Annotated in this window: 20 protein-coding genes; 6 read left to right on the top strand and 14 right to left on the bottom strand. The window is 59.9% G+C overall.

What is annotated here, in order from left to right:
* Nucleotides 1-113: 113 nt before the first annotated feature.
* On the top strand, nt 114-491 hold the full coding sequence (locus AB4N73_RS15035; protein WP_460142252.1) for a hypothetical protein: 378 nt from the start codon (nt 114-116) through the stop codon (nt 489-491).
* Nucleotides 492-743: 252 nt separating this feature from the next.
* Here the strand turns inward: AB4N73_RS15035 and fadD1 are convergent, their stop codons facing one another.
* The gene (gene fadD1, locus AB4N73_RS15040) at nt 744-2441 is read right to left on the bottom strand and encodes a long-chain-fatty-acid--CoA ligase FadD1 (protein WP_024014053.1); all 1698 of its coding nucleotides are present in this window, start codon (nt 2439-2441) and stop codon (nt 744-746) included.
* Between the two features lie 347 nt (nt 2442-2788).
* Nucleotides 2789-4477 (bottom strand): long-chain-fatty-acid--CoA ligase FadD2, encoded by a 1689-nt coding sequence (fadD2, locus tag AB4N73_RS15045; protein ID WP_150741962.1) that lies wholly within the window; start codon nt 4475-4477, stop codon nt 2789-2791.
* Between the two features lie 225 nt (nt 4478-4702).
* On the opposite strand from fadD2, the gene AB4N73_RS15050 reads away from it, so the two are divergent.
* Both AB4N73_RS15050 and AB4N73_RS15055 read left to right on the top strand, forming a co-directional pair.
* The gene (locus tag AB4N73_RS15050) at nt 4703-5647 is read left to right on the top strand and encodes an alpha/beta hydrolase (protein ID WP_460142253.1); all 945 of its coding nucleotides are present in this window, start codon (nt 4703-4705) and stop codon (nt 5645-5647) included.
* A 43-nt stretch (nt 5648-5690) separates the two neighbouring features.
* Nucleotides 5691-6161 (top strand): MaoC family dehydratase, encoded by a 471-nt coding sequence (locus tag AB4N73_RS15055; RefSeq protein WP_003227420.1) that lies wholly within the window; start codon nt 5691-5693, stop codon nt 6159-6161.
* Between the two features lie 140 nt (nt 6162-6301).
* On the opposite strand, the gene AB4N73_RS15060 is transcribed toward AB4N73_RS15055, so the two are convergent.
* The gene (locus AB4N73_RS15060) at nt 6302-6769 is read right to left on the bottom strand and encodes a ferritin-like domain-containing protein (RefSeq protein ID WP_406227226.1); all 468 of its coding nucleotides are present in this window, start codon (nt 6767-6769) and stop codon (nt 6302-6304) included.
* 206 nt (nt 6770-6975) lie between these two features.
* Between AB4N73_RS15060 and AB4N73_RS15065 the strand changes: the two genes are divergently transcribed.
* Nucleotides 6976-7212, top strand: a complete 237-nt coding sequence (locus AB4N73_RS15065) for a DUF3820 family protein (protein ID WP_003227425.1) — start codon at nt 6976-6978, stop codon at nt 7210-7212.
* Nucleotides 7213-7242: 30 nt separating this feature from the next.
* The gene (locus AB4N73_RS15070) at nt 7243-8424 is read left to right on the top strand and encodes an aminotransferase class V-fold PLP-dependent enzyme (RefSeq protein WP_460142254.1); all 1182 of its coding nucleotides are present in this window, start codon (nt 7243-7245) and stop codon (nt 8422-8424) included.
* Here the strand turns inward: AB4N73_RS15070 and AB4N73_RS15075 are convergent.
* The 4 genes from AB4N73_RS15075 to zwf all read right to left on the bottom strand — a co-directional run bounded on the left by AB4N73_RS15075 (nt 8421) and on the right by zwf (nt 12012).
* Nucleotides 8421-8993, bottom strand: coding sequence for a hypothetical protein (locus AB4N73_RS15075; RefSeq protein ID WP_460142255.1), 573 nt, complete (start codon nt 8991-8993; stop codon nt 8421-8423). The two genes, AB4N73_RS15070 and AB4N73_RS15075, sit on opposite strands and share 4 nt — an antisense overlap.
* A 169-nt stretch (nt 8994-9162) precedes the next feature.
* Nucleotides 9163-9828, bottom strand: a complete 666-nt coding sequence (locus AB4N73_RS15080; protein ID WP_056787965.1) for a bifunctional 4-hydroxy-2-oxoglutarate aldolase/2-dehydro-3-deoxy-phosphogluconate aldolase — start codon at nt 9826-9828, stop codon at nt 9163-9165.
* A 17-nt stretch (nt 9829-9845) separates the two neighbouring features.
* On the bottom strand, nt 9846-10559 hold the full coding sequence (pgl, locus tag AB4N73_RS15085) for a 6-phosphogluconolactonase (protein ID WP_150637499.1): 714 nt from the start codon (nt 10557-10559) through the stop codon (nt 9846-9848).
* Entirely contained in the window at nt 10546-12012 is a 1467-nt protein-coding gene (gene zwf, locus AB4N73_RS15090; RefSeq protein ID WP_016773537.1) for a glucose-6-phosphate dehydrogenase, read from the bottom strand. Before zwf ends, pgl begins: the two co-directional genes overlap by 14 nt.
* Before the next feature lie 226 nt (nt 12013-12238).
* Here zwf and AB4N73_RS15095 point away from each other — a divergent pair, with 226 nt between their 5' ends.
* A complete protein-coding gene (locus AB4N73_RS15095; protein WP_169842436.1) occupies nt 12239-13099 on the top strand; it encodes a MurR/RpiR family transcriptional regulator in 861 nt (286 codons plus the stop codon).
* A 208-nt stretch (nt 13100-13307) separates the two neighbouring features.
* On the opposite strand, the gene AB4N73_RS15100 is transcribed toward AB4N73_RS15095, so the two are convergent.
* From AB4N73_RS15100 to AB4N73_RS15130, 7 genes are all read right to left on the bottom strand, one after another.
* Nucleotides 13308-14162, bottom strand: a complete 855-nt coding sequence (locus AB4N73_RS15100) for a D-hexose-6-phosphate mutarotase (protein WP_252876779.1) — start codon at nt 14160-14162, stop codon at nt 13308-13310.
* Between the two features lie 323 nt (nt 14163-14485).
* On the bottom strand, nt 14486-15835 hold the full coding sequence (locus tag AB4N73_RS15105; protein ID WP_252886693.1) for a carbohydrate porin: 1350 nt from the start codon (nt 15833-15835) through the stop codon (nt 14486-14488).
* 193 nt (nt 15836-16028) lie between these two features.
* Nucleotides 16029-17189, bottom strand: a complete 1161-nt coding sequence (locus AB4N73_RS15110) for an ABC transporter ATP-binding protein (RefSeq protein ID WP_041479770.1) — start codon at nt 17187-17189, stop codon at nt 16029-16031.
* 2 nt (nt 17190-17191) lie between these two features.
* Nucleotides 17192-18037, bottom strand: coding sequence for a carbohydrate ABC transporter permease (locus AB4N73_RS15115; protein WP_039758116.1), 846 nt, complete (start codon nt 18035-18037; stop codon nt 17192-17194).
* Nucleotides 18030-18938 carry a carbohydrate ABC transporter permease gene (locus AB4N73_RS15120; protein ID WP_042607263.1) on the bottom strand — a complete coding sequence of 303 codons (909 nt, stop codon included), beginning with the start codon at nt 18936-18938 and terminating at the stop codon, nt 18030-18032. The genes AB4N73_RS15115 and AB4N73_RS15120 overlap by 8 nt, the downstream gene beginning before the upstream one ends.
* 214 nt (nt 18939-19152) lie before the next feature.
* Nucleotides 19153-20454, bottom strand: a complete 1302-nt coding sequence (locus AB4N73_RS15125) for an ABC transporter substrate-binding protein (protein ID WP_024014061.1) — start codon at nt 20452-20454, stop codon at nt 19153-19155.
* A gap of 118 nt (nt 20455-20572) precedes the next feature.
* Nucleotides 20573-21832 (bottom strand): D-mannose isomerase, encoded by a 1260-nt coding sequence (locus AB4N73_RS15130; RefSeq protein WP_460142256.1) that lies wholly within the window; start codon nt 21830-21832, stop codon nt 20573-20575.
* Nucleotides 21833-21886: the final 54 nt, after the last annotated feature.

Raw genomic sequence — 21886 nt, forward strand, 5'->3', positions numbered from 1 at the left:
TTTTGCCGGCATTTCGTCGTGGCGCGCAGGTTGCGCTTTATGTTTGCCGGCGTTGCCCCGAGAATGCTCAGCCTACGGGCGTCGCGCCCGGCACACCGATTCGCAGGAATGTCATGAAGCTCAATAAAACCCAGGCCATCGCCCGTCGCAACCAGGAACTGGGCGGCGCCGTGCTCGGCACCAACAACTGCCACTTCGCCGAACTGAACCGCAACCGCAATATCTGGTGGTTCGACCTGCCGGTGTCGCGTCTGCCCATCGGTCAGTACGAGTGGATTCACTTGCTGCTGCACACCCCGGCCACCGATGAGTTGCTGCACCTGAAAGTGCCGACGGTGTTCCTGCGCGAAAAGCTCGAAGGCCTGGTGATTCGCAATGAAGGCAAACGCAAGGCGGCGCTGAGCCTGGAATTGAGTGCGGACAAGGATTCGTACCTGCAGGACATGCGTCCGGCGGGGACCAACGTGAATTTTGCGCCGTTTCGTCAGTAGGATTTGTGGCGTCAGCCCTTCCCCTCACCCTAGCCCTCTCCCAGAGGGAGAGGGGACCGACCGGGTTGTTCTTACGGAATACGCCGACCTGAAATATCGAGCCGAACTCAGGTTCTGAAAAGCTTGAAGATCGGCTCCCTTCCCCCTCGCCCCCTTGGGGGAGAGGGTTGGGGTGAGGGGGTAGAATTTACCAGACGCTGCAAATCACCAATCTTTCCCAACAAAAAGCCCCGCATCTGCGGGGCTTTTTATTTACGCGGCAGACTTGGCCTTGATCTTCTTCAGTTCTTCATCCCGCAATTCGCGGCGCAGGATCTTGCCGACGTTGGTGGTCGGCAGCGCATCGCGGAATTCCACCGAGCGCGGCACTTTGTAGCCGGTAACGTTGGCGCGCATGTGGTCCATGACCTGCTCTTTGGTCAGGGTCACGCCCGGTTTGGCGACGATGAAAATCTTGATCGCCTCACCCGATTTCTCGTCCGGCACACCGATCGCCGCGCACTGCAACACGCCCGGCAAAGTCGCCAGCACGTCTTCCAGTTCGTTCGGATAGACGTTGAAGCCAGACACCAGAATCATGTCTTTCTTGCGATCGACGATGCGCATGTAGCCGTCCGGCTGGATCAGCGCGATGTCACCGGTTTTCAGCCAGCCGTCGCTGTCGAGCATTTCATCGGTGGCTTCCTGACGCTGCCAGTAGCCCTTCATCACTTGCGGGCCTTTGACGCACAGCTCGCCGATCTCGCCCAGCGGCTGTTCGACACCGGCATCGTCGATGACTTTGCACAGGGTCGACGGCACCGGAATGCCGATGGTGCCGATCTGGATGTGCTGGATCGGGTTGACCGTGGCCACCGGGCTGGTTTCGGTCATGCCGTAGCCTTCGCAGATGGCGCAACCGGTCACGGCTTTCCAGCGCTCGGCCGCCGCCAGTTGCAGGGCCATGCCGCCGGACAGGGTAACTTTCAGCGCGGAGAAATCCAGTTTGCGGAAACCTTCGTTGTTGCACAGCGCCACGAACAGCGTGTTCAGACCGACGAAACCGCTGAACTTCCACTTCGACAGTTCCTTGACCATCGCCGGCAGGTCGCGCGGGTTGCTGATCAGGATGTTGTGGTTGCCGATCAGCATCATCGCCATGCAATGAAAGGTGAACGCATAGATGTGATACAGCGGCAGCGGCGTGATCAGGATCTCGCAGCCTTCGTTGAGGTTGGAGCCCATCAGCGCCTTGCATTGCAGCATGTTGGCGACCAGGTTGCGGTGCGTGAGCATCGCGCCCTTGGCCACGCCGGTGGTGCCGCCGGTGTATTGCAGCACTGCGACATCGCCGCTGTCCGGATTGGCTTCGGCCACTGGCTGGCCGTGGCCTTTGCTCAGGACGTCGTTGAACTTGATGGCTTTGGGCAAGTGATAGGCCGGGACCATTTTCTTCACGTACTTGATGACGCTGTTGATCAGCAGGCGCTTGATCGGCGGCAGCAAGTCGGCGACTTCGGTGACGATGACGTGCTTGACGCCGGTCTTCGGCACCACGGCTTCGGCCAGGTGCGCCATGTTCGCCAGGCACACCAGGGCTTTGGCGCCGGAGTCGTTGAATTGGTGTTCCATTTCCCGCGCGGTGTACAGCGGGTTGGTGTTGACCACGATCAGCCCGGCGCGAATGGCACCGAAGACCGCGACCGGGTACTGCAGGACGTTGGGCAGTTGCACGGCGATTCGATCACCGGGCTGCAAGTCGGTATGCTGTTGCAGATACGCGGCAAAGGCACCGGACAGCTCGTACAGCTCACCGTAGGTGATTGTCTTGCCGAGGTTGCTGAAAGCCGGTTTGTTGGCGAAGCGTTGGCAGGATTGCTTCAACACTGCCTGAATGTTCGGATACTCGTCTGGATTGATCTCGGCTGCGATTCCAGCCGGGTACTTATCCTTCCAAAAGTCTTCGATCATGGAAGCCCACTCCTCAGCAACGCGAATTCTTCACCGCATTTGATGCGATTATTATTGGTGTGTGTTTTGTATTGGTGAATCCGGCGTTTTACAGGCCGAGAAGTCACAAAGCGCGCCGAGAGTAGCAGCTTTGCCAAGGGTCGACCAGAGCCAAAAGAGGCCCCTACAGTCATATTGATGACTCAAGACTTGCCAGCGGTCATTTTAGAGCAAAAATCCTATTACCCTGTGAAAGCCCGTAGTCATGGGGTTTAAAAGCAAAAGATCGCAGCCTTCGGCAGCTCCTGCATTTGGAATGCGTTTCCTGTAGGAGCTGCCGAAGGCTGCGATCTTTTCGCTCGTAACCTTTATGCGATATCCCGCAACTCGCGCCGCAGAATTTTCCCTACAGGCGTCATCGGCAACGACTCACGCAGCACGATGTGCTTCGGCACCTTGTAGGCCGTGAAATTCTCTTTGCAGTACGCCTTCAGCTCTTCCAGGCTGACCCCGGTTTCCCGCGCCACCACAAACAGCTTCACCGCCTCCCCCGAACGTTCGTCCGGCACGCCGATCACCGCGCAGTTGGCGACTTTCGGGTGAGCCATGACCACGTCTTCGATTTCGTTGGGGTACACGTTGAAGCCGGAGACAATGATCATGTCCTTCTTGCGATCGACGATGCGCACGAAACCGTCCGGGTCGATCACGGCGATATCGCCGGACTTGAACCAGCCCTCGGCATCCAGCACTTCGGCGGTGGCTTCGGGTTTGTTCCAGTAGCCCTTCATGATCTGCGGGCCTTTGATGCACAGCTCGCCGCGTTCGCCCAGTGGCTGTTCGACGCCGTCATCGTTGATGATTTTCACCAGCGTGCCCGGCACCGGCAGGCCGACAGTGCCCAGGCGCGACTGATTGCCGTAGGGGTTGGTGCAGGCCACCGGCGAGGTTTCGGTCAGGCCGTAGCCTTCGGTGATACGGCAACCGGTCATCTGCTCCCAGCGCTCGGCGGTGGCCTTGACCAGCGCGGTGCCGCCGGAGTTGGTCAGCTTCAGGCTGGAGAAATCCAGGGTCTTGAAGTCAGGGTGATCCATCAGCGCGACGAACAAGGTGTTCAAACCCAGCAGCGCCGAGAAGCGCCAGTTCTTCAGTTCCTTGATGAAGCCGGCGATGTCGCGCGGATTGGAGATCAACACGTTGTGGTTGCCCGAGACCATCATGCACATGCAATTCGCAGTGAAGGCATAGATGTGGTACAGCGGCAGCGGCGCAATCATCACCTCCTGGCCTTCGCGCAACAGCGGCTGACCGTCCGGGCCGAGCTGAGCCAGACAGGCGCGCACCTGCTGCATGTTCGCCACCAGATTGCCGTGGGTGAGCATCGCGCCCTTGGCCAGGCCGGTAGTGCCGCCGGTGTATTGCAGCACGGCGATGTCATCGAGGCCGACGTTCAGCGGCTTGATGCCCAGACCACGCCCCATGCGCAGCGCGCTTTTGAACGAGGTCGCTTGCGGCAGCGAATACTCGGGAACCAGTTTCTTCACTTTGCTGACCACGGTGTTGACCAGCCAGCCTTTGGCGGTGGGCATCAGGTCGCCCATCTTCGCTTCGATCAAATATTGGATGTCGGTGTCGGGCAGCACTTCCTGGACTTTCTGTCCGAACAGATTCAGGTAGACCAGCGCGCGTGCGCCGGAATCCTTGAACTGGTGGCGCATCTCGCGCGGCGTATACAACGGGTTGGTGTTGACCACGATCAGCCCGGCGCGCAGCGCGCCGAACACGGCAATCGGATAATGCAGGACGTTGGGCATCTGCACCGCAATGCGATCCCCCGGCACCAGATCGGTATGGGCCTGCAGGTAACCGGCGAACGCCGCACTCTGGCGTTCGAGTTCGGCGTAGGTCAGGGTGATGCCCATGCTGCTGAACGCCGGGCGGTCAGCGAACTTCTTGCAGGAACGCTCAAACACTTCGATGACCGACTTGAACTCGCCCATGTCGATGTCCAGCGGTACGCCGGCCGGGCGTTTGTCATTCCAGAAATCAGGTTGCATTGTTCTTGTCCTCTTTACCTGAGCCGATCCGGGAGCCGCTTTCTGTCGTTTCTGCTTCGTCCATGGAAGGCGAAAAGCACAAAGCGGAGCTTCACGGACACTAGCAGCTATGGCCATTGAGGCAAATATGACGCAGGCCCTCATTGATCCCGTGAATCTTCCAGCCGTGGCGTGAGCTGATCAGACGCGCTATACACTGTGGCGATGCTGAGCAAAGGAATCGCCATGACCCACGACACCTTCTGGCTGGACGCGAGTGACCGCAGCCGCCTGTACGTCAACCGCTGGCTACCGGCCACGCCATTGAAAGCGGTGATTCTGCTGGCCCATGGTATGGCCGAACACAGCGCTCGCTACGCGCGGCTCGCCGACACGTTTTGCGACAAAGACTATGGCGTGTACGCCCCGGATCTGCGCGGCCATGGTCGCACCGCCGACAACGGCACCCTTGGCCATTTCGCCGATGACGACGGCTGGTGCAAGGTCGTTGGCGATCTGGCCAGCCTCAACCAGCACATCGGCCAGCAACATCCCGGCGTGCCGATCATCCTGCTCGGCCACAGCATGGGCAGCTACATCGCCCAAGGCTATTTGTTGCACCACAGCGCCAGTCTGCACGGGGCGATTCTCAGCGGCTCGAATTTCCAGCCGGTGGCCCTCTATCGCATCGCGCGGCAAATAGCCCGGCTGGAAAAACTGCGCCAGGGCGGCAAGGGCCGCAGTGTGTTGATCGAGTGGCTGTCGTTCGGCTCGTTCAACAATAAATTCAAACCGGTGCGCACCCGTTTCGACTGGCTGAGCCGCGATCCGGCCGAGGTCGACAAATACGCCGCCGACCCGTTATGCGGCTTTCGCTGCACCAATCAGCTGTGGGTCGACCTGCTCGGCGGCTTGCAGCAAATCAGCAAAGCGTCCAATCTCGCGCAGATCGATCCGGGCCTGCCGCTGCTGGTGATTGGTGGCGAATGTGATCCGGTGAGCGAGGGCAAGCGTCTGACAGATCTGGCCAATGCCTTGCGCAGGGCCGGCAGCCAGCATCTGCAACTGAAGATCTACCCGCAGGCCCGGCACGAATTGTTCAATGAAAGCAATCGCGACGAAGTGACCACCGATGTGCTCGCCTGGATCGACCAAGCCCTGAGCCACCGGCGCCCGCAGCGCAGCGAATAATTTTTTGTGGATTGACTGAAATCCGTCACAGGAATCGAAACCGATGACCCAGGTTACCAACATCCCTTACGAAGCCCTCGAAGTCGGCCAGACCGCCAGCTACAGCAAGACTGTCGAAGAGCGCGACATTCAGCTGTTCGCCGCGATGTCAGGCGACCACAACCCGGTGCATCTGGACGCCGAGTTTGCCGCCGCCAGCATGTTCAAGGAACGCATCGCCCACGGCATGTTCAGCGGTGCGCTGATCAGTGCAGCGGTGGCCTGTGAATTGCCTGGGCCGGGCACCATTTATATCGGTCAGCAGATGAGCTTTCAGAAGCCGGTGAAGATCGGTGACACGCTGACAGTGCGTCTGGAAATTCTCGAGAAGCTGCCGAAGTTTCGTGTGCGCATTGCCACTCGCGTGTTCAATCAGCGTGATGAATTGGTAGTGGATGGTGAAGCGGAGATTCTGGCGCCGCGCAAGCAGCAGACGGTGACGTTGCCGACATTGCCGGCGATCAGTATCGGTTGATCGAAAAGATCGCAGCCTGCGGCAGCTCCTACTTTGGAATTCATTCCCCTGTAGGAGCTGCCGCAGGCTGCGATCTTTGCTTTCCAGACGCGCACAAAAAAACGCCAGACAAGCTGGCGTTTTTTTCAGCCGACTAACTCTTACGAGCTCGCACGAGCCTGGTTGCGCAGGGCTTTCACCTGGTCGTGGTTGCGTTGTACGCCATGATATTGGCGTTCAACCAGATCACGAATACCTACCAGGTTGTGCTTGGTGATTTTCTCCAAGGCTTCTTTGTAGGCCTTCAGTGCGTGGTCTTCACCGCGCTCTGCTTCGTTCAGCACAGCCTCTTCGTCTTTACCGGTGAACATGGATTTGACGTCGACCCAGCGACGGTGCAGATCACCGGCAACGCTGGTCGAGGTTTCCGGATCGCCGCCCAGCGAACGTACCTGAGCCTGCAGCTCGGCTGCCGCGGTGGCGCAATCAGCGGAGCGCTGCACGAACAGGGTTTTCAGTTCTGGGTGCTTGATGTCTTCAGCGCAAGTCTTGAACCCTTCCTGACCGTCCTTGCAGGTTTCAATCAGGTCGTTGAGTACAGAAATGGCTTCTTTTTTCATGTCGGTCATTTTTCAATTCCTTGCGATGGGTTGAAGATGCAAGGGATATTGCAGTGTGCGTGCCAGCTTTTTGATCGGATAAAAATCCTTTATTTTCAACAAATTACGAAAGATTGAACCATCTGTATGCTGGTTTTTTGCATGATCTGTCATTTGGCCTGCATGCAGAATGCCTGTATTTTCCAGGCTGTGATGTGAACCGATGAAGCGTGCTGATGAATCCGGAAAAACTCGAACTGCTGATTACCCGCGAAATGCCCTTCGGCAAGTACAAAGGCCGAATCATTGCCGACCTGCCCGGCCCCTATCTGAACTGGTTTGCCCGTGAAGGCTTTCCCCACGGTGAACTCGGTGGCCTGCTGGCGCTGATGCAGGAGATCGACCATAACGGCCTGTCCGACCTGCTCGAGCCGCTGCGCGCAAAACACGGCAAACCCGCCCCGCGCCACTGACGCGCCCTTCCCTCTTGAGCCTTGCCGACCATGCCTGACAACACCCGCCGCGCCCGTGACGAAGCCTTCTGGCAAACCTTTGCCGATCGATACGATGTGCAGCCCGGTCCGGTCAATCTGGAAAACGGTTACTTCGGGCGCATGTCGCGCACAGTGATCGAGGAGTACCAGCGCAATATCGAGCTGATCAACGCCAGCAACTCGATTTATGCACGCCAGCGCTTTGAACAGCACGACAACCTTGAGATCCGCGCGCAACTGGCCGAACTGATTGGCGTGCGCGCGCAAAGCGTGGCGCTGACGCGCAATGCCACCGAAGGCCTGCAATCGCTGATCCGCAATTACAATCGCCTGCAACCGGGCGATCAGGTGCTGATCTGCGACCTTGAGTACGACACGGTCAAAGGCGCCATGCGCTGGCTGGCGCAACAGCGTGGCGTTGAGGTCATCGAGATTACCCACCACCATCCCGCCAGTTTCGACAGCCTGCTGGAAAGCTACCGGGAAGCTTTCACCCGCCACCCGAAGCTCAAACTGATGGCGCTGACCCATGTCACCCATCGCACCGGTCTGGTCATGCCCGTGCAAGCCATCGCCGCGCTGGCCAAAGAGCATGGCGTCGACATCATCCTCGACGGTGCCCACGCCCTCGGCCAGATTGAATTCGACCTGCAAGCGTTGGGCATCGCTTTCGCCGGTTACAACCTGCACAAATGGATCGGCGCACCGCTGACCCTTGGCTTCATCTATATCGCCCCGCAGCGTCTGGCTGATATCGATCCGGACATGGGCGAGATGCATTACCCGATTACCGATATCCGCGCGCGCACCTCGTACAGCACGCCGAACATCCCGGCGCTGATGACTTTGCCGCTGGTGTTCGAAGAGCACGACGCCCTCGGCGGCGCCGCAGCCAAAAGCCCTCGCCTGAGTTACCTGCGCAACCTGTGGGTCAGCGCCGTGCGACACCTGCCGGGCATCGAAGTGCTGACGCCTGACGACCCGCAACTGTATTGCGGGATCACCGCGCTGCGCTTCACCCGGCATACCGATCAGCAGGCCATGGCCGAGCGTCTGCTCAGCGAATTCAACCTGTTCACCGTGGTGCGCACCGGCGCCGCATGCGGGCCTTGTATCCGCATCACCCCGGGGTTGACCACTACGGCCGGCGAAATGGAGCAGCTGGTTCGGGCGCTGGACCAACTGCGCTAGAACGGCGCTCCGGAATTTTTTTCGTAGCCTTCCAGGCCAAGCTGCGACGACACGGCGAAGGTGTCGATGCCGAGGGTCTGGCAGGCGAAGGCGCCGTCTTCAAGATCGGCGCCGGCGATCGGCTGCAATACCAACCGCAAGGCGTCCTCGGCGGCACCTTCACAGCCGCAGCGGCCTGGGAGGTGCAAGGTGCCGGCCCAGGCCTCGTGGTGAGCTTGCGCTCCTGCTTCGTCGCCGGGAATGAATACGTTCAGCCTCAGGCAAACAGCGCCGTGCGCAGGTCGATCCGGATAGACACTGGTGAAGCGGACGATGCCATGGCTGTCAGTCGATTGACTGCCGCCCAGGCTGGTGTCGCCATCGACACGCTGTTGAATGCGCACCAGCGCGCCGATGACCGGCTCGCTGGTCATCGCATCGACCAGCGACAGACGCAGGATCAGCGGCAGGCCTTGGACACCCTGGGTGATATTGCGCACTCGGGAATCGGCTGCTGGGCGGCCGAGGGAAGTTTGCTGCGGTTGATAACGGAATTGTGGTGTAAGGGTCAGAGACTGACGGTCGTCCATGAGGCGTTCTCTCTTCCATAAGATGGACGCAGATTAACCCCGTGAAAAAGCCAGCGTGCACTAACTATGTATCGCGGCATGTACCGGCAGTTTTTTCAGCGCAAAAAAAGGTGCGCCGACCAAGCGCACCATAAAGCCGTAAAGCACACAACGAAGTGTCGGGTAACGATCAGTCCAGCAGCGCCAAGGCTTCGGCAGTGCATTCCTGAATGCGGGACCAGTCGCCGTTCTTGATCCACTCCGGATCAAGCATCCAGCTACCGCCCACGCACATGACGTTTTTCAGCGCCATGTAGCTCTTGATATTGGCCGGGCCGACGCCGCCAGTCGGGCAGAATTTCACTTCGCCGAACGGGCCGCCGAGGGCCTTGATTGCCGCCACGCCACCGCTGACTTCCGCCGGGAACAGCTTGAAGCGGCGATAGCCCAGACCGTAGCCTTCCATGATCCCCGAGGCGTTGCTGATGCCCGGCAACAGCGGAATCGGGCTGTCGACGCTGGCTTCGAGCAGGTCGCGGGTGATGCCCGGGGTGACGATGAACTGCGAGCCTGCCGCTTCCGCCGCTGCGAGCATGTTGCGGTCGAGCACGGTGCCGGCACCGGTCATCAGTTCCGGGCGCTGTTCGCGCAGGATCTGAATGGCCTTGAGGCCGAACTGCGAACGCAGGGTCACTTCCAGCGCAGTCAGGCCACCGGCGGCGAGGGCGTCGGCCAGCGGCAGCACGTCCTGTTCGCGAGCGATGGTGATCACCGGCAGGATCCGCGCCTTGGCGCAGAGACTGTCGATCAGGGCAACTTTGTCCGCCATGGAAACGGTCGGGGATGGGGTTGTCATAGCGGCTGTTCCTTGGCTCATGGGCACCAGTAAATCTCTAACGTAGGTTGCAGAAACGCGCGCACCGGCATGGCCGCAACGTCATCGGATGCCAGCGCGGCATTCAGGGTGGTCAGTTTCGATTGACCGGAAATCGACAGAATCTTGTGCCGGGCCGAGGCCAGCAGCGCGCGGCTCATGGTCAGGCGCTGACGCGGCACGCTTGGCGCCAGCATCGGCCAGCAACGGCGCGTGCCATCGGCTTGCAGGGCTTCGGCGAGGTTCGGGCTGTCGGGGAACAGCGATGCGGTGTGGCCGTCATCGCCCATGCCCAGCACCAGCACGTCGATCGGCGGCAGTTCGCCGAGCAGACGATCGGCCTGTTCAGCAGCCTGCTCGACGTTGGCCGCCGCGCTGTAGAGGCTGAGGAACTGCGCCTTGGCTGCCGGGCCTTTAAGCAGATACTGCTTGAGCAGACCGGCATTGCTGTCGGCATGTTCCACCGGTACCCAGCGTTCGTCGGCCAGGGTCACAACGACCTTCGACCAGTCCAGCTCCTGCTTGGCCAGGTGCTGGAAAAACGCTACCGGGCTGCGCCCGCCGGACACCACCAGCACCGCGTTGCCGCGCGCGGCAATGGCGTCGCTCAGTTGATTGGCAACGTTCAGCGCCAGGCCTTCAGCCAGCAGCACCGGGCTGTTGAATTCGCGGGCAGTCACACCCGTCGGCAGTTGCACATCAGATATCGCCATACCACGACCTCCCGTCCCGCGTGATCAAAGCAATGGAGCTCATCGGCCCCCACGACCCGGCCGCATAAGGCTTGGGCGCGTCGCCGGATTTCTTCCACCCGGCAATCAGCTGGTCACACCACTTCCACGCGGCTTCGATTTCATCTTTACGGACAAACAGGTTCTGATTGCCGTTCATCACTTCCAGCAACAACCGCTCGTAGGCATCGGGGATCCGCGCGCTACGCCAGGTGTCGGAGAAATTCAGTTGCAGCGGCCCGCTGCGCAGTTGCATGCCCTTGTCCAGGCCCTGCTCTTTGGTCATCACGCGCAAGGAAATGCCTTCGTCCGGTTGCAGGCGGATGATCAGTTTGTTGCTGATCTGCAGGCGTTGCTCCGGGGCGAAGATGTAGTGCGACGGTTCCTTGAAGTGGATGACGATCTGCGACAGCTTCTGCGGCATGCGCTTGCCGGTACGCAGGTAGAACGGCACGCCGGCCCAGCGCCAGTTGCGGATGTCGGCACGCAGGGCGACGAAGGTTTCGGTGTCGCTCTGGGTATTGGAATTCGGTTCTTCGAGGTAACCCGGAACGGATTTGCCTTCGCTGTGGCCGGCGATGTACTGGCCGCGCACCACTTGTGTGGTCAGGCCTTCCGGACTGATCGGCGCCAGCGCCTTGAGCACTTTTACCTTTTCGTCACGGATGCTGTCGGCGGACAGGTCGGCCGGCGGGTCCATGGCAATCAGGCAGAGCAGCTGCAACAGGTGATTCTGGATCATGTCGCGCAGCTGGCCGGCCTTGTCGAAATAGCCCCAGCGGCCTTCGATGCCGACCTTCTCGGCCACGGTGATTTCCACGTGGGAGATGTAATTCTGGTTCCACTGGGTTTCGAACAGGCTGTTGGCGAAACGCAGGGCGATCAGGTTCTGAACGGTCTCTTTGCCCAGATAGTGGTCGATGCGGTAGGTGCGGTCTTCCGGGAAGAACTGCGCTACTGCGTCGTTGACCTTGCGCGAGGACTCCAGGTCAGAGCCGATCGGTTTTTCCAGCACTACACGGGTATTTTCGGCCAGACCGACTTTCTCGAGGTTCTCGCAGATAGCGCCGTACACCGCCGCCGGGGTGGCGAAGTAGGCAATCATGCGCTGGCTGCTGCCGGCCAGTTCCGCCAGCGCCACGTAATCCTCAGCCTTGAGGAAGTCGACGTGCAGATAGGTCAGGCGCGCGAGGAAACGCTCGGCCACGGTTTCGTTCAGCTCTTTGCCGACATAACGGCGCAATTCGGCGGCGATGAACGCCATGTGCTGCTGCTCGCTGCCGGGCTCACGGGCCAGCGCGATGATGCGCGTATCCTCGTGCAGCAGGTCGGCACCGTCAAGGTGATACAGGGCAGGAAACAGCTTGCGCAGGGCCAGATCGCCAAGCGCGCCGAACAAGGCAAAGGTGCACGGTTCAACCGTAATGGAAGGCATGATGTTTGTTCTTTTATCAAGTTAAGCTACAAATACCTTTTTTCAAGGCATCACTCAAGGGAAAATGTAGTAATAACCACAACATTTTCGCAGAATACTCAATCCGAGTGGTGGTCGCCCGGACGCATCAGTAGGATAGGCCACCGTCACGGGCCATATCAAAGGCCCAATTTGCATAGCCCGACGCAACTCTGCGTCGGTGAATCAGGAATTCCATATGGACCGCGTGCGAAATTTACTGGAACAGATCCAGAGTCGCCTTGAAGAGCTGAACAAGGCCGAACGTAAGGTCGCCGAGGTGATCCTGCTCAATCCGCAGCAGGCCACCCGCTTCAGCATCGCCGCCCTCGCCCAGGCCGCCTCGGTGAGCGAACCGACGGTCAACCGTTTCTGCCGCTCGTTCGGTGTCAGCGGCTATCCCGAACTCAAGCTGCAATTGGCCCAGAGCCTGGCCAGTGGCGCGGCGTATGTCAGCCGTGCGGTCGAGGCCGATGACAATCCCGAGGCGTACACGCAGAAGATCTTCGGCAGCGCCATCGCTTCCCTGGACAGTGCTTGCCAGGCGCTCGACCCGAACCTGATTAGCCGCGCCGTCGACCTGTTGATCCAGGCCCGGCAGATCCACTTCTTCGGCCTCGGCGCTTCGGCCCCGGTGGCGCTGGATGCGCAGCACAAGTTCTTCCGCTTCAACCTCGCTGTCACTGCCCACGCCGATGTGCTGATGCAGCGGATGATTGCCTCGGTGGCGCACACCGGCGAGCTGTTCGTGATCATTTCCTACACCGGGCGTACCCGCGAACTGGTGGAAGTGGCGCGAATCGCCCGGGAGAACGGTGCTTCGGTTTTGGGCCTGACAGCGGAGAATTCACCACTGGCCAAAGCCAGTACCCTGAGCCTGAACATTCCACTGCCGGAAGACACCGACATTTATATGCCGATGACCTCGCGGATCATTCAGTTGACCGTGCTGGATGTGCTGGCAACGGGAATGACCTTGCGCCGTGGCGTGGATTTCCAGCCGCATCTGCGCAAGATCAAAGAGAGTTTGAATGCCAGCCGGTATCCGGTTGGGGATGAATTCAACTAAAGATCAAAAGCCCCCTCACCCCAGCCCTCTCCCGGAGGGGAGAGGGAGCCGACCGAGGTGTCTTGCGCAGTACATTGACCTGAAATATCCAGTCGATTATGGATTCAGAACTGCACTTTCACGTCGGCGTAATTCTTGAGCATCCCCCATTCGGTCCCCTCTCCCTCTGGGAGAGGGCTAGGGTGAGGGTATCGGTGTACTTGACGCACTAAGCCGCCGCCCACGCCTGCAAACTCAAATGCGCCTTCTCCCCCGGCGCCAGGTGCAGACTGTCCGTGCCGCCCGCCGCTGCTTCCACGCAGACGAATTCGGAAATCTCGTCCCAACTCACCCCCAGCAACGGCCGCGCGCCGGGATGCCAGACGACGGTGTCGCCGCTGTCACCGGTATCGATGCACAACTCGCGCTGCCAGGCGTGATCCTTGAGCTGCAATTCGCCGTCATGCTGGAACACCCGCTGACAGCCGCCATCGACCCGCAACTCGCCTTCCTGCTGGCAAACCCGACGATTCAACTGGTCATAACCCTGAGCGCCTTCGAGCCCAGACAGCGCTATCTCACCAACATCGCCTATACGCCAGTAAGCGTGCAAAGCCTGGCTCAACTGGCACGGCATGTCGTCCTGATGCTCGGTGCTCAGCCGTAATTCCATGCGTTCGCCCAGGTGCGCGTGCAGGTCGACCTGCCAATCGCACAACTGCAATTGCCAGTGCAGGCGCACGCCGTCTTCGGCGCTGCTGCTGTCGAGCAGTTTCCAGTCGAGCAGTCGCGCCCAACCATGGGACGGCCAGGCGTTTTCGCTCGGATGACGGCCATACCACGGCCAGCACACCGGCACGCCACCGCGAATCGCGCCGACATGCGGCCACTTCGCCGCGCACCACAACCACGGCTTCTGCCCACGCGGCTGAAAGTGCAGCAACTGCGCACCCTGCCGACTGAACACAGCCTGACACAGCGGATGATCGATCACCAACACGTCGCGCATCTGATAGCGCTCCCAGGCGAACACCGGTCGCTCGCGCAGGGATTTGAAGAAGCGTTGCAGCGGATGCTCATGCATTGGCTACGGTCCTGAAAATCATGGGGGTACAATTACCTTTGTGACCCTTGAATACTGTGGCGAGGGGATTTATCCCCGTTCGACTGCGAAGCAGTCGCAAACCTGGAAAACGGCCTCTCGCTGATACACCTCAGTGGATGGTTTTGGGGCCGCTTCGCAGCCCAGCGGGGCGGTGCGACGTTTCGCTAAATCCCCTCGCCACAAAAAGCTCTCCAGCCACAAAAAATCATCAAGCAACACATCTGACCTGTGTCACAAAAAAAAGCGGACAGCCTGGGCTGTCCGCAAAATGCGCACATAGAGAGGAGCTTATCGCAGACGCGTTAGAACGTTGACTGAATTTTCAGGCCAGCGACCAAAGCGTTATCGACTTCATCCACACCGCCCGGATGGGTGATGTATTGCAGGTTGGGACGCACGGTCAGCCAGTTGGTGACGTGGATGCCGTAGTTGAGCTCGTAGTTGTACTCGGTCTCACGAATCGGCGAGAACGCGGCGTTGTCGTAATCGGACACACCGTTGGAAGCGTTCAGCAGTTCAGCGTTGCGCTTGACGTCCTTGTTGACGTGGATACGCGCCGCGCCGATACCGATGTCATCTTTCGGACGCGCGTCGAAAGGGCCTTTGTAGACAAACATCACCGACTGGTAGTTGTCGATGAAGTTGGTGTCCTTGTCGTGGAAGGTCGCGTTGGCGGCGATGTTCAGACCGCGAGTCGCATCACCGTTGTGGCTGGTGAGTTGCTGTTGCGCAACGAACCAGTAACCGCTTTTGCTGTTGTGCGACTTGTAGTCATCACCGGTGGTTGCCGCATCAAGACCGTTGACGTCTTCGCGAACGTCGTCGGCATCGGCCGTGCTCTTGTAGTAACCGACGCGGTATTCGCCCGGCAGGCTGTTGACCTTCGGCGACCAGACCAATTCAACCGGCAGCACCGTACCCTTGGTACCGCTGCCGCTGAGCTTGAAGCCGTTGCCGTGTTCCAGTTGCGACGGGTTCTGGTTGTACGCACCGATTTGCGCGTAGAGCTCGTCGTTGATGTTGTACTTCACACGGATCGCGGCCTGGCTGACGGGCCAGTTGTACCAGATGTTGGTCGCCCAGTTACCCACTTGCGAACCGCAGAACGCCAGGTTCTGGAAGTCGCACGGGAAGGTGTTGAAGTCTTCGCCTTCGCCGAAGTAACCGGCCTTGACGTCGAGCTTGTTGTCGAAGAACTGGTGCTGAATCCACAGTTGGGTCAGACGCACCATGTGGCCACGGCCGTAGACTTCCTGCGAGGAGCTGAGGGTGCCGGCACGCGGATCGCCAACGCGGTCGTTGGAGATGTTGTAACCGTTACGATTGGTCAGCTGGATCTTCGCCTGGGTGTTGTCCCAGCCCCACAGCTTCTGCAGGTCGAGGGCCACGCCCAGACCGAACTGGTCGGCATAACGCGCAGTCTTGTCGTCGTTGTAGCCACCGTTCAGGTTGGCGCCCATCTCGCCAACGTAGTCGGCCTTGATGTCGATACCCTGCTCGATCAGCTTGGTGCGCTCGCCGCCCCAGTCGCCGGTCATCCACTTGGAGTCGGAGCTGAACGCATCCGCCGCCATTGCATTACCGGCCAGCACCAGTGCAGCTGCCGCTGAAACCTGGCAGATCAACCGGGCATTGACGTGTTTCTTTTTCATCCCTACATCCTCGTCTTTATTGTTATTAACTGTTTTTATCTAACGCGGTTTACATAAAGTGCAGTGCTCGACAGGCCGGGCACTGCTTGCCCCCTGTGGGAGCGAGCCTGCTCGCGAATGCGGTGTATCAGGCGACATCAATGCTGGATGTCAGACCGCTTTCGCGAGCAGGCTCGCTCCCACATTTTGTACTTCAGCGGCCTTTGAACTGCGCCACATTCGCCGACCGGGTCTCTGTCTGCACCTGGCCCGCAACGCCCAGACGCTCGCCGGTATTGGCGTCGAACAACAACACTTTCGATGGATCGAACTGCAGCGTCAGGCTTTCGCCCACCTGCGGTGCCACGTCCGGCGCCAGTCGGCAGCAGACCTTGGTGTCATTCAGATTGACGAACACCAACGTGTCCGGACCGGTCGGTTCGGTGACCTGCACTTCGGCGCGGATGCTCGGCAGACCATTGCCCTCGCCATTCGCCAAAACAATCTGCTCCGGGCGCAGGCCGAGGATTACTTCGCGATCTTCGAGGCCGGCGTCCTGCATGCTCATCGGCAATTCGCAGCGCGCCTGGCCGCTGTCGAGCAGCGCCAGCAGGCGCCCGTCCTTGCGCTGCAAACGCAGGGGGATGAAGTTCATCGGCGGCGAACCGATGAAGCTTGCGACGAACAGGTTGGCCGGGTCGTTGTAGATGTCTTTCGGCGTACCGAACTGCTGAATGATGCCGTCCTTCATCACCGCGACCTTGTCGCCCAGGGTCATCGCTTCGATCTGGTCGTGGGTCACGTAGACCGTGGTGGTTTTCAGACGCTGGTGCATCAGTTTCATTTCGGTACGCATCTCGACGCGCAGCTTGGCGTCGAGGTTCGACAGCGGTTCGTCGAACAGGTAGATCTTCGGCCGCCGCGCCAGTGCACGGCCCATCGCCACGCGCTGTTGCTGGCCACCGGAGAGCTGGCCCGGTTTGCGATTGAGCAGGTGTTCGATCTGCAACAGCTTGGCCACGCGGGCGACTTCTTCGTCGATCGCCGCCTGCGGCATCTTGCGGATCTTCAGGCCGAACTCGATGTTCTCGCGCACGCTCATGGTCGGGTACAGCGCGTAGGACTGAAACACCATGGCGATGTCGCGATCCTTGGGGCTCATGCCGCTGACGTCCTGATCACCGATCATGATCGCGCCGCCGGTGATGGTTTCCAGACCGGCGATGCAGTTCATCAAGGTCGATTTGCCGCAGCCCGACGGGCCGACGAGGATCAGGAATTCACCGTCCTTGATCGACAGTTCGATGTTCTTCAGGGTGTCCGGCAGGCCGGCCCCGTAGGTCTTGTTTACGTTGCGAAGTTCAAGCGTAGCCATGATTACCCCTTGACCGCGCCGGCCGTCAGCCCGCGCACGAAATACTTGCCTGCGACCACATAGACCAGCAGGGTCGGCAGGCCGGCGATCATCGCCGCTGCCATATCCACGTTGTATTCCTTGGCGCCGGTGCTGGTGTTGACCAGGTTATTGAGCGCCACGGTGATCGGTTGCGAATCACCGCTGGAGAACACCACACCGAACAGGAAGTCGTTCCAGATCTGGGTGAACTGCCAGATCAGGCAGACCATGATGATCGGCGTCGACATCGGCAGAATGATGCGGCGGAAAATCGTGAAGAAACCCGCGCCATCCAGACGCGCAGCCTTGACCAGCGCATCGGGAATGCTCACGTAGTAGTTGCGGAAGAACAGTGTGGTGAACGCCAGACCGTAGACCACGTGCACGAACACCAGGCCGGTGGTGGTGCTCGCCAGGCCCATCTTGCCGAGGGTGAACGAGGCCGGCAGCAGCACAGTCTGGAACGGCAGGAAGCAGCCGAACAGCAGCAGACCGAAGAACAACTGCGAACCACGGAAGCGCCACATCGACAGCACGTAACCGTTCAACGCACCGATGGCGGTGGAGATGATGACGGCCGGTACGGTGATCTTGATCGAGTTCCAGAAGTAGCCGTCAACCGTGGCCCAGGCCTTGACCCAGCCAATGCCGCTGACCACGGTCGGCCAGCTCAGCAGGTTGCCGGTGCTGATGTCTTCCGGGGTCTTGAAGCTGGTCAGCAACATCACCACCAGCGGCACCAGATACAGAAACACCGCAAGGATCAGCACCGCGTAGATTGCGATGCGGCTCAAGCTGATAGCGGGTTTGGCAGCAAGACTAGTCATTACGCTTGGTCCTCAGCTCGGAGTACAGGTAAGGCACGATGATCGCGAGGATCGCACCGAGCATCAGAATCGCACTGGCCGAGCCCATGCCCATCTGGCCGCGACTGAAGGTGAAGGAATACATGAACATCGCTGGCAGGTCGGAGGAATAACCCGGACCACCGGCGGTCATTGCCGCAACCAGGTCGAAGCTCTTGATCGCGATGTGCGCGAGGATCATCACCGCACTGAAGAACACCGGCCGCAGGCTTGGCAGTACGACTTTCCAGTAGATGCGCGGCATGCTCGCGCCGTCGATCTGCGCGGCACGGATGATCGATTGATCGACGCCACGCAGGCCGGCGAGGAACATCGCCATGATGAAGCCCGAGGCTTGCCACACAGCGGCGATCACCAGGCAGTAGACCACGCGATCGGGGTCGATCAGCCAGTCCAGACGGAAGCCTTCCCAGCCCCAGTCACGCAACAATTTGTCCAGGCCCATGCCCGGGTTGAGCAGCCATTTCCATGCGGTACCGGTGACGATCATCGAGAGCGCCATCGGGTACAGGTAAATGGTGCGGATAAAGCCTTCGCGACGGATGCGCTGATCGAGGAACACCGCCAGCAACACACCGATCACCAAGGTGATACCAATGAACATGCCGCCGAACACGGCGAGGTTCTTGCTCGCCACCCACCAACGATCGTTGTCGAACAACCGCGCGTATTGCGCCAGACCGGCCCACTTGTAGTTGGGCAGGAAGGTCGAGGTGGTGAACGACAGAATGAACGTCCACAGGATGTAGCCATAGAAGCCCACCAGCACGATGAACATGCTCGGCGCCAGCACCAGTTTCGGTAGCCAGCGCTGCAATGCATCGAACGGCGAGGCCTTGCTGAACACAGCAACAGAACTCATGGGGAAATCCACAATAAGGGTTTACGAAAGCATTCCCTTGCAGGAGTGAGCCCTGTGGCGAGGGGATTTATCCCCGATCGACTGCGCAGCAGTCGCGAAATCATTACATGCGGTATTTCAGACACTGCACCGCTGCAACTTTCCGGGGTCGCTTCGCAACCCATCGGGGATGAATCCCCTCACCACAAAGGCTCACTCCTACAGGGGCCAAGCATTACTTGGCCGACTGAACCGCCGCGCCGAGTTTCTTCGCCGCATCGGCCGGGTCGGCTTTCGGGTCGTTGATGTAGTTGGTCACGACATCAAAGAACGCGCCCTGCACCGCCAGCGTGGTCGCCATGTTGTGCGCCATGCTTGGTTGCAGGCCGCCGGACTTGGCGTCCGCCAGGAAGTCCTTGGCAGCGGTCTGTGCGCAGGAGTCGAAGCCGAGCTTGTCCATGTTGTTCAACATGTCGTTGCGCACCGGGATCGAGCCTTTGTTGATGCTGAAGACTTTCTGGAAGTTCTCACCCAGCACGACTTTGGCGATGTCCTGCTGACCGGCCGCAGTGCCTGCATCCTTCTGCTTGAACACGGCCAGCGAGTCGATGTTGTAGGTGAACGCCTTGTCGGTGCCCGGGAACGCTACGCACTCGTAGTCCTTGCCGGCGACTTTCTTGGCGGCGGTCCATTCGGACTTGGCCCAGTCACCCATGATCTGCATGCCGGCCTTGCCGTTGATGACCTTGGCCGCTTCGAGGTTCCAGTCCTGGCCTTTGCCGTCCGCGTCCATGTAGGTCGCGACTTTCTTCAGCTCAGTGAGCGCCTTGACCATTTCCGGGCCGGTCAGCGCTTTGTTGTCGAGATCAACCAGGGCTTTCTTGTAGCCATCCACGCCCATGACCGAGAGCACCACGGCTTCGAACACGGTGCTGTCCTGCCAAGGCTGACCGCCGTGGGCGAGCGGAATGAAGCCCGCCGCTTTCAGCTTGTCGCCGGCCGCGTAGAACTCTTCGAGGGTGGTTGGATTCTTGGTGATGCCGGCTTTCTTGAAGACTTCCGGGTTGATCCACAGCCAGTTCACGCGGTGAATGTTCACCGGCACGGCCACGTAATCACCGTCGTACTTCACGGTATCGGAGACTTTCTTGTCGAGCAGGCTGTCCCACTTTTCCGACTTGGCGACGTCTTTCAAAACGTCGGTGTCGAGCAGGCCGGTCGACGCCCATTCCTGGATGTCCGGGCCTTTGATCTGCGCTACGCCTGGCGGGTTGCCGGCAACGGCACGGCTTTTCAGCACGGTCATGGCAGTCGCGCCGCCACCACCGGCAACAGCGCCGTCCTTCCAGGTGAAACCGTCTTTTTCGACTTGGGCCTTGAGCACATCGACAGCGGCTTTTTCGCCACCGGAAGTCCACCAGTGCACGACTTCGACCGAACCTTTGGAATCGGCGGCGGAGACACTGAGCGGCAGGATTGCGAGCGGGAACAGGGAGGCGACAGAAATGACAGTAGCGAGGCGAGAAATCGCATTCATTCGAGATGTACCTTTCTTGTTGTTATGCATTGCAAGTCTGGTGCTTGCGCTGCACGGAGTTTAAACAGAGCGTTTCGCTTCGCAGGTAACGAAGGGACGCGTAAATGTCACGACATGGTTACACAGGCACAGGCCAGGACAACTGCGCCAAAGCCGTGGCCATGCTTGGCGCCAGCGGCAATCGCGGAATAAGCACAGCCTGCCAGGCGTGATACAGATCGGGCTTGCCCGGCCAGATATCGGCACTCGGGACATTCTGCGGATTGAGTTCGTGGTACCAGCTGCCGTTGCAGCGGTCGATGAAATTCGTCTCACAGAATTCCCAGAACAGTCGGTACCAGGCTTCGTATTGCGCGTCGCCGGTGCGTTTGAGCAAGGCGCTGGCGGCGGCGCTGGCTTCGGCGTGCGTCCAGTGCAGGCGATGGCGAACGACGGCCTGGTTATCCCAGTCGAGGGTGTAGACGATGCCCGGCGCGCCATCGACATTCCAGCCGTGGCGGCAATTGTTTTCGAAGAGTTTTTGCGCATCGACGGCCAGCCAGCCCGGCGTCAGCATGCCGGCCTGCACCCGCGCGGCTTCAAGGTGCAGGAGCAAGCGCGCCCATTCGAAACCGTGGCCCGGCGTGGTGCCGTAAGGACGGAAACCGTCAGCCGGATTGTCGCGGTTGTATTCGCGCAGCGGTTGCCAGTCGCGATCGAAGTGTTCGATGACCATGTAATCGTTGGCTGCAGCGTGGCCATGGATCACCCGCTCGACGATGCGCTGGGCGCGCACCAGCCAGCGCGGATCTTCGGTGACATCGGCCAGCGCGAGGAATGCTTCGGTCGCGTGCATGTTGCTGTTGGCGCCGCGATAGGCTTCTTCTTCGCTCCAGTCGCGGTTGAAGAATTCGCGCATGGCGCCCTCTTCTTCGCTCCAGAAATAAGTGTCGATGATGTCGATTGCGTCATCGAGCAAAGCTTGGGCGCCGGGCCGTTGCGCGACCGCGGCGGAGCTGGCGGCGAGTGCGACAAAGGCGTGCAGATAGGCGTTCTTGCCGGTGTTGTCGTCACGATGCTGGGCAACCGCAAACCAGCCGCCATGCAGCGCATCACGCAGCGGCCCGCGCAACGCGGCGATACCGTGGTCGACCAGCTCGGCAAACCCCGGCAGGCCCTGAATGTGCGCCATGGCGAAGCTGTGGGTCATGCGCGCGGTGTTCATGGTTTCGGCTTGTGCGTGCGCAGGCAAATGGCCGCGTTCGTCGAGGTTGCCGAAGCCTTCGGGCAGTCGTGATGCCTTGGCGAAATCCAGCAGACGCAGGCCTTCGGCGGCTAGCCATTGCTGGTGGGCAGGGGCGTTCAGCCAACTGCTGAAGTCTGGGTGAAAGGTGTCCATGGCGTGACCCTTTTTTGTTGTTAGGACTGCGGGCAGTCTAAACAACGGGCCGGG

The sequence above is a fragment of the Pseudomonas sp. S3_B08 genome (assembly GCF_054667725.1).